This window comes from Hymenobacter miniatus (assembly GCF_016427455.1).
Classification (GTDB): domain Bacteria; phylum Bacteroidota; class Bacteroidia; order Cytophagales; family Hymenobacteraceae; genus Hymenobacter; species Hymenobacter armeniacus.
Window position 1 is genome coordinate 281499 of sequence record NZ_JAELXR010000004.1, and the last position, 11555, is coordinate 293053.

Below are 11555 nucleotides of genomic sequence, written 5' to 3' on the forward strand. Positions count from 1 at the left end.
CCAGTTCAGGCGAAGTGTACCATCGGGGGCAGCCGCCCCGGTTTGTCCGAACCGGGAGCGGCTGCCGCCCTATCCGGCGGGTTCATATCCCACCAATTCCCGGCCGGAATGGTAGCAAGCGGGCGGGGTAGCGCGCTTATTTGTATTGGTACTGGCGCACGTAGTCCACCACCATTTGCTGCGGGAACACGGTGCTGGCGTCGGGGTTGCCGTCGAAATCGCCGCCCACGGCCACGTTCAAAATCACGAAAAACAGGTTGTTGAACGGGTTGGGCGACGCGCCCCCGTTGCCGAAGGTGTAGTACTGCTGCCCGTCGATGTAAAAGCGCAGCTGGTCCTTGCTCCGCACCACCGAGTAGATGTGGAAAGCGTCGGACAGGTCGGCGGGCTGCAGCTGCGTGGTGCCTTGCTGGCCGTGCGTGCCCTGCGCGGTCTGGAAGTGCATGGTGCTGAGCAGCTCGCGGGGCTTGCTGCCGCGCACTTCCATGATGTCGATTTCGCCGCATTTGGGCCAGGGGTTCTGGCCGATGTCGGAGCCCAGCATCCAGATGGCCGGCCAAATGCCCTTGCCCTTGGGCACCTGGGCGCGCACGTCGATGCGGCCGTACTGGAAGTCCTTCTTGCCGCTGGTCAGAATGCGAGCAGAGGTGATGTTGCCCGAGCTCGACTTAATGGCTTTGATGTACAAGTTGCCGCCGCTCAGGTAGGCGTTGTCGGTGGAATTGGTGTAGGTTTCGAGCTCGTTGTTGCCCCAGCCGCCGCCACCGAGGTCGTATTTCCACTTGCTCTGGTCGAGCGCCGCGCCGTCGAACTCGTCGCTCCACACCAGGTCGGTGTAATCGGCGTAGGCGCGCGCGTCTTCATTGGTCACCGGCGTGGCCGGGCCCGGAGGCGTCATCGGACCGGGTGTGAAGGAGCTGCCTTTGTCGGTGCAAGCCAACAGGGTAAGGGCGAGGAGCAGGCCAGCCCCGTGGCGGGGCTTGAAGCGGAAGCGGGGAAATCTCATGGGGCGGAGGAAAGGAAAGCGTTAAGCAGGCAAACGCGGCTACTTCGCAACTAATTTCATGTCGAACACCACGCCAGCGGCCGTGCTGCCGGCGCGCACCAACATGTGCTGCGAATCGATGGAAAGAATGCGGTAGGTAAATCCGGGGGCATCGGTCACGCCGATGAACGGCGACGGCGTGGCACTAGCTAGCGTGAGCTGGGCCAGGCCCGCGCCCGTGGCGTTGCCAAAAGTGAACGACGTGCTCACGTTGCGCGGGGCATCGCAGGCACCACCGGCCACGAAGGTCTGGCCCTTGGCGTCATAGGTGAATACGTTGGCGGTGCTGAACGTGTACTCGTCGTCGGCCTGGCAGGCGGGCAGTTGACCGGGCATGGGGTTGCCGGCGTAGTAGCTGGTGGGGTCAGAATCCGACGGGCCCACGGTGATGGGCGCTATTACGGTGTTGTCGAGCTTCCACGTTTTGGAGGAGCCGCCCGTGAGAATGCCTTTCACGATGGCCGACACCTGCGGCAGCACCACGTCTTTGGTGGCCGACACGCTGGTGCCGCCCCGGTACGCCGTGATGAGGCGCGCCTTGAGCGTGCCGCCGCTGGTGTAGGTGTGGCTCACGGTTTGGCCCGTGCCCACGGTACCGTCGCCAAACTCCCACTGGTACAGGAAGCCGTCGGTGTTATTGGCCCGAAAGGTGGCCACTGTGGTGAGGCCCGTGGTGACCGTGGTCACGGTGAAGTCCGACGCCGGCACGGCGCCTTCCAGCTGGTTTTCTTTCTTGGAGCAAGAGGCCAGCAGCATCGGCGTCAGCAAGAAACCGAGGGCCGCGGCGCGTACAATATTTTTCATGAGTTGAATCTGGACAAAGGGTGAAAGAGCAAAACGGCCCGCCCGCGCGCACATGGTTTCCGCGGCGCGGGCGGGGAGTGGGCTAGTAGCCCGGGTTTTGCTTCAGGTTGGGGTTGATGTCGAGCTCGCTCTGGGGCAGGGGCAGCACCACGTTGTTGGGCTTCACGCCCTTGGCCAGCAGCTGGGGCGAGGTAAGCAGCTCGCCGGTGCGCTTCATGTCGAACCACCGGTCGTTCTCGAAGGCCAGCTCGTACTTGCGCTCGCGCCACACGGCCGTCTTGAACGCCTGGGCGCTGATGCCGGCCGCCACGTCGCGGGCCGAGGGCGCGTTCAGGGGCAGGCCGAAGGCGCGGCGCCGCACGATGTTGAGGGCCTCCAAGCCGCCCAGGGGCGAGGTGCCCGTGGTGGGGCCCGTGGCCTCGGCGTAAATCAGATAGATTTCGGCCAGGCGCAGCACCTTGATGTTCAGGCCCGAGTCCCACACGCGGGTGTCCACTTTGCCGATGAACCACTTCTTGCAGCCGTAGCCGTTGGGCGAGCCCGGCAGCGAGGCCGGCTGGGTGCGGCCGTCGGGGTACACGTCGCCGGGCTTCCAGATGGTCACGTCGCGGCGCAGGTCGCCGGTTTCGTAGCCGGCCACGAAATCGTTTTCCGGAATGTTGAAGCCGTAGCCGCCCTGTGGCACGATGCTCTGGCCGCGGGGCCCGAAGAATTCGTTGCCCACAAAGCCGAGGCCGTCGAACGTGTATTCGTTGCGGCCCGACACGTACTGCACTTCAAACAGGCTTTCGCGGCCGTTGTCGTTGGCAATCTTGAAGATGTCGGCGTAGCTCGGGAACAGGCTGTATACCCCCGAATCAATCACGGCCTTGGCCTGCTGCGCGGCGGCGGGCAGGTTGCCCTGGGTGAGGTACACCTTGGCCAGCAGGCCCTGGGCCGCGCCCTTGGTCACGCGCCCGATGTCGTCGCCCGAGTAGGTGGTCGGCAGTTTGGTGATGGCGTCCGTGAGGTCGTTCACAATCTGGGTGTAGACCTGCGCGGCCGGCGTGCGCGGAATGTTCACCTCGGCCGGCGTGAGGGGCGGCACCGTGAGCAGGGGCACGTCGCCGTAGGCCCGCACCAGGTCGAAGTAGTACTTGGCCCGCAGGAATTCGGCCTCGCCCAGGCAGCGGTTCTTGATGGCCGGGTTCATGCCCGCGATGCCGGGCACCTTCTGCAACACGATGTTGGCCCGCCCGATGCCGATGTAGCTGCCGCCCCACAAGCGGTTGATGATGGGATTGGTGCTGGGAATGTTGAAGTTGTCGAGCTGCTGCTGCTCAATGCCGTCGCCGCCGCCGCCGCCGCCGGTGTAGGAAATGTCGGAGCCAATGTCGCCGATGCCCCACAGGGCGTAGTTGTACTGGCCGCCCTTGCCCAGCTCGCTATACACCGCGTTGGTGGCCAGAATGGCGTCTTGCTCGGACTTGTAAAAGTTGGCGTCGGTGACCTGGTCGTTGGGCGTCTCTTCGAGGAATTTTTCCCCGCAGCCGCTCAGCAAGCTCATGCCTAGCAGCGCACCCCAGGCGTATTTATGAAGAATTGACATCGTATTGTCAGCTAAGAGTTAGGTGGGAAGGGGGGTTAGAACCCGATGTTGAGGCCGCCGAGAAAGGTGCGGGGTTGCGGGTAAATACCGCGGTCGACGCCGCTGGTGGGCACCTCCGGGTCGAAGCCCGTGTATTTGGTGAAGGTGAAGAGGTTCTGGGCGCTCACGTACACCCGAATCTGCTGGGCGCTGATGCGGCCGAGGAGGCTGGTGGGCAGCGAGTAGCCGAGGGTCAGGTTTTTCACGCGCAGGTAAGAACCGTCTTCGACGTAGTAGGTGCTCACGCGCAGGTTGTTGTTGGGGTCGCCCGAAATGGCGCGGGGCACGTCGTTGCTGGTGCCGGCACCGGTCCAGCGGCCCAGCACGCGGGTGCCGCCGCTGGCGTTGCCGTACAGCGGCGCTTCCTCCAGGTAACGGTTCAGGTTGTACACGTCGTTGCCCTGCACGCCTTGAAGGAACACGCTCAAGTCGAAGCCCGCGTAGGTCACCGTGTTGGTCAGGCCGTAGGTGAAGTCAGGGTTGGGGTTGCCGATGAAGGTGCGGTCGGCGGCGTCAATTTTGCCGTCGTTGTTCAGGTCCTTGAAGCGAATGTCGCCGGGGCCGGTGGCCTTGGTGGGGTCCACGTTCACGGTTTGGGTGGCGTGGTTGCGCACGTCTTCCGGCGTCTGGAACAAGCCGTCGGCCACGTAGCCGTAGAAGGAGCCAAACGCGTAGCCCGGTTCGTAGCGCACGATGTCGCCGCTCAGCGAGTTCTGGCCGTTGAAGGGCAGGCCCGCGCCCAGCGAGGTGAGGCGGGTTTTGAAGGTCGAAAAGTTGAACGTCGTGTTCCAGGTGAGGCCGCGGCCCGCGTTGCGGAAGTTGTGCGAGGTCACCGAGAAATCGAGGCCGCGGTTGTAAGCCGCCGAGGCGTTGCGGTTCACGTTCTCGTAGGTGCCCGACACCAGCGACACCGGCACCGAGGTAATCAGGTTCGGCGACTCGCGGTTGTACACGTCCAGAGTGGCCTCGATGCGGTTGTCAAACAAGCCCAGGTCGATGCCGAAGTTGGCTTGGTTGTTCGTCTCCCAGCGCAACTCGGTGTTGGGCTGCCGGGTAGGCGCGCCCCCCGTGAAGATGGTGCCGTTCGGCCCAAAGGGATAGGTAATCTGCGAGTTGATGGAGTAGAGGTAGGCGAAGCGGCCGGCGTTGTTGGGGTTGCCCACTTTGCCGTAGCCGGCGCGCAGCTTCAGGTTGCTCACCACGCGGTTGTCTTTCATGAAGCCCTCTTCCGAGATGCGCCAGCCCACCGACACGCCGGGGAAGGTGCCGAACTTGGAGCCGGGAGGGAACTGGCTGGAGCCGTCGGCCCGCACCACCGCCGACAGCAAGTACTTGCCCGCGAACTCGTAGTTGAGGCGGGCGAAATAGCTGGCCAGGTGCGAGGCTACGCCGAGGTAGCCAAAGTTGCCCAGCTGCGGGTTCACCGGGCCGTTGTTGAGGTTTTGCAGGTCGTTGGTCAGGTAGCCGCTGCGCGAGGCGCCCAGTTCCTGGCCGTTGAACCATTGCGCCGACTGGCCCACCAGCAGCGTCACCTGATGCTTGTCGGCAAACAGGTGGTCGTAGGTGCCGGTGTTTTCCACCAAAAAGCTGTAATTCGTGTTGGCCTGCGAAAACGAGCCCGCCGTGGAATAGCGCGTGGTGTACACCTCGCTGCCCACCGTCAGCTCCGGGATTTTAGGACCGAAGCTGTTGTTGTTCGTGAAGTTGAAGTCGACGCCCACGTTGGTGCGGAAACGCAGGCCCTTCACCGGCTCCAACTCCGCAAACACGCTGCTCAGCATGCGGTTGCGGATGTATTTGCGGTTGGCGTATAACAAGGCCAGCGGGTTCTCTTCCACGAAGTTGTCTTGCTGGCCGCGGGGTTCGTAGTAGTAGCCGTCGGGCCGGTACACGGGCACGATGGGAATCATCCGAATGGTTTGCTGCACGGTACCGTACTCCCCGTTGTTGGAGGTAATTTGGCGGTCCTCCTGATGGGTGAGCTGAATGCTGTTGCCCATTTTGAACATTTTGTTCACCTGCACGTCGCCGTTGGCGCGCAGCGTAAAGCGCTCGAAGTTGGTGCCAACGATGGTGCCGTCTTGCTTAAAATAGCTGCCCGACACGGCGTAGCGGGCTTTTTCGCTGCCGCCGGTGGCACCCAGCGAGTAGTTTTCGATGGCGGCCGTGCGGAATACTTCTTTTTCCCAGTCGGTGCCTTCGCCCAGGGCGGCGGGGTTGCGCAGCCGGTCCACCACAATGGGCTGGTTGGCCGCAATGCGGTTTTCGTTGTTGATGACGGCGTACTCCTGCGCGTTCAGCAGGCCCAGCTTGCGCCAGTTTTGCGCCACGCCGCGGTAGCCATCGAAGTTGACGGTGGACCGCCCGGCCTTGCCGCGCTTGGTGGTGATGATGACCACGCCGTTGGCGGCCCGCACGCCGTAGATGGCCGTGGCCGAGGCATCTTTCAGGATGTCAATGCTCTCGATGTCGTTGGGGCTGATGACGTTGAGCTGGTCTTCGCCCGAGTTGGGCAACGGGAAGCCGTCCACCACAAACAACGGGTTGTTATTCCCCGCCGACGTGATGCCGCGGATGCGAATGGACGTACCGGCCGCCCCGCCCGGCGCGCCGCCGTTGGAGGTGATGGTCACGCCCGCGGCTTTGCCTTGCAGCGCCTGGGCTGCGTCGGCCACGGGCAGGGCCGCAATTTCCTGGCCGCTCACCGAGGCCACCGAGCCCGTCACGCTGCCGCGCTGCTGGGTGCCGTAGCCCACCACCACCACTTCGTTCAGCTTCTGGGTGTCTTCTTTCAGGCTCACGCTCAGGGCGCCGGCGTTGCCGGCCGTCAGCACCACGCTCTGGGTGGTGTAGCCCACAAAGCTGAACACCAGCGTGCTGCCTTCGGGCGCCGTCAGGCTGAAAGCGCCGTCGGCGTTGGTGCTGGTGCCCACCGACGTGCCTTTCACCAGCACGGTCACGCCGGGCAGGCCGGCCCCGTCGGGCCCGGTCACTCGCCCGCTCACGGGTACGTCGGCCGCGGGCCGAACCAGCCGGCTCTCGGCCTCGGCTGGGTTGCTGTACGCCAGCGCGGGAAGCCCGCAGGCCAGCATCACCGCCGTGCGGCGGAGCAGCGCATTTAAGTAAACAGGTCGCTTCATAATGAGAATTGTGAAGTGGGTGGGAAAAAATGTTAGGAGGTGAGGCCGCCCGCAACGAGCGGCGGCAGTTGGCAGTTCGGTTAATTGGTTGAGTTTGCTGGGGCGTTGGGACGCACTACCGCGCCGGTGGTTTTGGCGGGGGCGCTGCTATTGGCGCTGGCGTTGCCCGCGTAGCGAAACCGCGCCGTTTGGGTGCCCACGCGCAGCGTGTACCAGCCGTTTTCCAACTGGGGGCGGCCCTGGCCGTCGGGGTAGCTCAGGTCGCGCAGGGGTTCGATGGTGAAGGTCAGTTCGCGGGTCTGGCCGGCGGCGTAGGGCTGCTTCTCGAAGTGCTTGAGCAGCCGCACCGGCCGCGCAATGCGCCCCACTTCATCGGTCAGAAACCACAGGGTAGCTTCCTGCCCGGCCCGGGCACCGGTGTTGGCCACCTGCACGGTGGCCCGCAGCCGAGCGGTGGTGCCCGTGAGCACGGAGTCGCTCAGCGTCAGGCCCGAGTAGGCGTAAGCGGTATAGCTCAGGCCCTCGCCAAACTCGGTCAGCATCGTGCGTTTGTATTGAGAGCCCGGGGCCGAGAAGCCGGCCGCAAAGTCTTTCAGCTCAGCGCTGTTCTCGTTGGCGTCGTGGTGGTAGTTGGTGATGTGCCCGGCAAACTGCGGGTAGGTAAACGGCAGCCGGCCGCTGGGATTGGTCTTGCCGCTAATGACTTCGGCCAGCGCCGTGCCACCGCCGTAGCCCGGCAGACCCGCCCAGATGACGGCCGCGCTGCCGCCCGCCACCGCCCGAATGATGCTCGGCCGCCCCCCGATGACGACCAGCACCGTGGGCTTGCCGCTGGCCTGGGCCGCGCGCACCAATTGCTGCTGGTCGTCGGGCAGGGTCAGGTCCGAGGTGTTGCCCAATACTTCCGTGTAGGGCCGCTCGCCCAAGGCCAGCACCACCGCGTCGGCTCGTTTGGCGGCGGCCGATATGCTGGTCAGCAACGGCTTGCCTTTGGCGTCGCGGTAGGGCAGGGTTTCGACGGTGGCGTTGGGGTATTCCTTGCGCAAGGCTTGCACCAGCGTGGGCACGTCTTTGGGGTAGCCCTCTTCGGCGCGGCCCTGCCAGGCCAGTGTCCAGCCGCCGCACAGGTTGGCGCGCGACTCGGCCGAAGGGCCCAGCACCAGCAGGCGCTTCACGCGGGCCGGGGCCAGCGGCAGCACATTTTTCTCGTTTTTGAGCAGCACCAGCGACTCGCGGGCCGCCGCCACGGCCTGGGCGAGCAGGGCGGGGTCGCCCACGCGGGCCAGCCGGTCGGCGCGGGGCATGGGGTTGTCAAACAGCCCAATCTCCTCTTTCATCTGCAGCACCCGGCCCGCCGAGAGCGTGATGCGCTCCTCGCTCAACCGCCCTTCCTGCACCAGCTCCTTCACGTAGCGGCAGAAATTGGTGTCGTAGGGCGTCATGGCCACGTCGATACCCGCGTCGAGGGCCATCCAAGTAGCTTCCTTTTCATTGGGTGCCACCTTCTGCACCTTCACCAGCCGGTTGATGTCGCCCCAGTCCGTCACCACCACGCCCCGGAAGCCCATCTGGCGGCGCAGCAGGTCGGTGAGAATGGCTTTGGAGGCGTGTACGGCTTCGCCGTTGATGGCGCCGGAGTTTACCATCACGCTTTTCACCCCGGAATCGATTGCGGCCTGGAAAGAAGGACGAAACAGCTCCTGCAGCCGCTGGTCCGGGATGAGGGCGTTGGTGCGGTCCCAGCCGTTGCGCGGGTCGGAGTACCCAATAAAATGCTTGGCGCAAGCCGCTATTTTGTAAGGCGCTATCTCGCTGTTGGTCTGAGCTTCGCGCACAAATGTGGCGCCCATGGTGGCCGCCAGCAGCGGGTCTTCGCCGTAGGTTTCGTAGAGGCGGGGCCAGTAAGTGTTCACGCCCAAGTCCAGCACCGGCGCAAATAGCCAGTGGTGCCCCAGGTCCGCCGACTCCAGCACCGTGGCGCGGGCCGTCTGGCGGGCCAGGTCGGGGTTGAAGGTGGCGCCCAGGTTGAGGTTGTGCGGGAAAATGGCCGTGCCGCTCACGTAGCTGGCGCCGTGCATGTGGTCGATGCCGTAGAGGATGGGCACCCGCAGCCGCGACTCGCGCAGGGCAATGCGCTGCAGCGCGGCCGAGTAGCGCACCCACTGCGCCGCCGGCACTGCCTGGCCGTTGATGAACGAACCCACGTGGAAATCGCGCACCAGCGCCGTGGCTTTGGCCGAGTCCAGCACCACGTCCTTGTCTTCGCCCGTGGTATTTATCGCCGACAGGTTGAGTTGGGTCATCTGCCCGATTTTCTCTTCCAGGGTCATCTGGGCCAGCAGCTGCTGCACCCTCGGGCTGAAGGCGGCCACGGCCGGGGCGGGCACCGCCGCCACGCTCACCGAAGTGGCGGGCGCCACGCTGGCGGTGGGCACGGCGGCCCGCTGGCAGGCGGCCAAAAGCGGCGCACTCAGCAGCAGCGTACGCCAGCTGACACGGCTCTGAAAGGCCGACCGGCGGGTACACGCAACAGCAACCGAAAAGGAAGTGGTTACGGAAAAAAACACGAGCGTCGGGTGGGATAGGACGCTCAAATGTATAGGCCTGTGTTTGGCAAATGCAAGTGCAAAAACGGCCTCAGTTGCTCGTTTTGAAGGTTTTTACGCTTGTTTGCCTAAGCGGTTATACGCTTGCTGCACACGTAAAAAAAATGCTTTGTGCGCCAACTTGCCCGGCAGCGCCTTTTCGCCGATTCCCGTCTTGGGCTAAAAAACAACGAAAAAAAGTACGGCAAATCGAAAAAAAATTGTCTTCTCGCCATTCTTACCTAGACTGTTCCCGAATTCTGTGCTCAATATGCCGCTAACACCGAATAGAGGGAAGGCAGGCACTCGCAATCGTTACCGGAAGTTTGGGGTCATCATTTTTCGCTTTCGAAGGGCGCTTCTTCGACCACTTCGGCGTCGGCGGTGGCATCCAGTAGCACGTGCGTCCATGGCTCACCTTCTTCGTAGTCGGGGGCCTGGCGGCGGCGCTGCAGGGCGGCCAGCACTTTCTGGGCAAAGGCCCAACTGGTAGCCTGCCGCAGCTCCAGCACGCGGGCCAATTCCGAGGGCGAGTAATTGCCTTTGTGCGCGTGTAGCAGGAACACGGCATACAGCGCCTTCACAATGGAGAATTTACACTTTTGGAGTAGGGTGCCAGCCGTGGCCGACTCTACGTAGCGGCAGCGGGTGCAGCGGCGGGCGTGGGGCTCGCGGGCTTCGCAGCTCTTCTCGTGGCCGCACTTGCGGCAGCGGTAGGTGCCATGGTCCCACTTCAAGCCGGCCAGGTAGCGCAGGCAGGCGTCCTTGTCGGGGTAAATCTGGCTGAACTCGCCAAAGTCGACTTCGCGCGCTTCGATGCGGGCGGCCTTCTCGGCGTGCAGGTCGCGGCTGAGCTCGGCGTTGAGCGTTTCGATGGCGGCCGACTGCAGGGCCAGCAAGCCGTTGGCTTCCAGCAGCTCGCGGTTCTGAGCGGCCACGGTATCGTTTTGGCGGCGCAGTTCGGCGGTGCGCTGGGCCACCAAGGCTTCGAGTTCGGTGTTGAGGCGGTCTTTGAGCTCCTGGTTTTCGCGCATCTGCTCCACCAGGCGGTCCTGGGCCTGGTGCTTTTTGCGCAGCTGCTTCAGCAGCCGGTGCTGGGTGAGCAAGGTCGTATCCATCAGGCTTTTGAGCTTTTCGCCCAGGGCGTAGCTCAGAATCACCACTTCGGCCACGAAAGCGGCGTAGAGGCTATACACGGTATAGGCATTGTTGTAGAAGTCAATGCCCAGCTTGCGCATGATGAGGAAGGTGAGGCTGCTGGCCACCAGCGCCTGCGCCAGCAACAGGTAGCGCGCCGGCCGCAGTCCGCTACGGTAGGCCCGGAAGGCCGAGTAGTACAGCAGGCCATACGGCAGCAGGTAGAGCCAGAAGCTGAAGCCCGAATGCACCACGGCCGCATCCAGCACCAGCAGGGCCGTGCTCAGGCCCACCACCCAGCGCCCCAGGCGGTAAAGGGTAGGCACGCGCGAGGCCATGTCGAGAAAGCCGCTGGCGTACACGGCAAACGTGATGAGCAGCAGCACCGGCGCCGCCGCCCCAATGAAATGGTTCAGTCCCGGCCCGCTAGGCCACAAGTACTGAAAGCCCAGTCCGTCTTCGGTCAAGAAAAGCAGCGTGCCGCTCAGCACGTAGAGCACGTACGACAGATACGTCTGCTCCTTCAAAAAGAAGAACAGAATCAGGTTGTACAGCAGCATGATGACCAGGATGCCGTAGAATATGCCCAGCAGCCAGTACTGCGCCGACAGCTCCGGAATGAGCCCCGGCCCGCTGTGCAGCATGGCCCGGAAGCTGGTGCGCGTATCGGAATGCAGGCGCAGGTAGTAGGTCGCGGTTTGGCCCGGCCGCGGCGGCAGGTCAAACAGGAAGTTTTTGTAGGGGTGCGGGCGGGTGGCAAAGGGCAGGCTGGCGCCGGTCAGCACGCTGTCGTAGGCGGCCGTGCTGCCGGGGCGGGGCCGGAAAAACACGGCTTGGCCGATGTGCGAGTCGTAGAGCTCCAGATACCAGGCCGCCGTTTCGTTGGGCGCGTGGCGCACCGTGATGCGCAGCCAGTAGGCGCTGCGCGTGTGGTCGATGTTGGCCGGGTGGCCCGAACCGCGCAGCCGCACAAAGCGCCGGCTCCAGGTGGGGCCCTGCACCTGTGCCAGCGTGAGGCGGCCCGTGGGGTCTTCCAGCAGGCTGTAATAGTTTTCGTCGAGGTAGATGGCCGACTGCGCCGGGTCAACCACCAGCGTGTCTTCGGGCGCGGCCTGGGCTTGGGGCGCGCCGCCCAGCAGGCCTGCTAGTGCCAGGCTCAAGAGGAAGAAAAACTGCCTGAGCGGGCTTTCCAACGCCCGGCATCGGGCCCGGGGCCC

General features: G+C 64.1%; 6 protein-coding genes. All 6 read right to left on the reverse strand.

Going from position 1 to position 11555, the window contains the following annotated elements; genetic code table 11:
- Positions 1–136 precede the first annotated feature (136 nt).
- Complete coding sequence (locus JAO73_RS08505; RefSeq protein WP_198976644.1) at positions 137–1006, reverse strand: glycoside hydrolase family 16 protein; 870 nt, start codon at positions 1004–1006, stop codon at positions 137–139.
- Positions 1007–1045: 39 nt separating this feature from the next.
- Positions 1046–1849 (reverse strand): PKD domain-containing protein, encoded by an 804-nt coding sequence (locus tag JAO73_RS08510; RefSeq protein ID WP_198976645.1) that lies wholly within the window; start codon positions 1847–1849, stop codon positions 1046–1048.
- Positions 1850–1931: 82 nt separating this feature from the next.
- The gene (locus JAO73_RS08515) at positions 1932–3437 is read right to left on the reverse strand and encodes a RagB/SusD family nutrient uptake outer membrane protein (RefSeq protein ID WP_198976646.1); all 1506 of its coding nucleotides are present in this window, start codon (positions 3435–3437) and stop codon (positions 1932–1934) included.
- Positions 3438–3472: 35 nt separating this feature from the next.
- Positions 3473–6616 (reverse strand): SusC/RagA family TonB-linked outer membrane protein, encoded by a 3144-nt coding sequence (locus JAO73_RS08520; protein ID WP_198976647.1) that lies wholly within the window; start codon positions 6614–6616, stop codon positions 3473–3475.
- A gap of 80 nt (positions 6617–6696) precedes the next feature.
- Positions 6697–9075: a beta-glucosidase family protein gene (locus JAO73_RS08525; RefSeq protein WP_198976648.1), complete on the reverse strand. Its 2379-nt coding sequence runs from the start codon at positions 9073–9075 to the stop codon at positions 6697–6699.
- Between the two features lie 461 nt (positions 9076–9536).
- Positions 9537–11498: a 7TM diverse intracellular signaling domain-containing protein gene (locus JAO73_RS08530; RefSeq protein ID WP_198976649.1), complete on the reverse strand. Its 1962-nt coding sequence runs from the start codon at positions 11496–11498 to the stop codon at positions 9537–9539.
- Between the last annotated feature and the right edge of the window lie 57 nt (positions 11499–11555).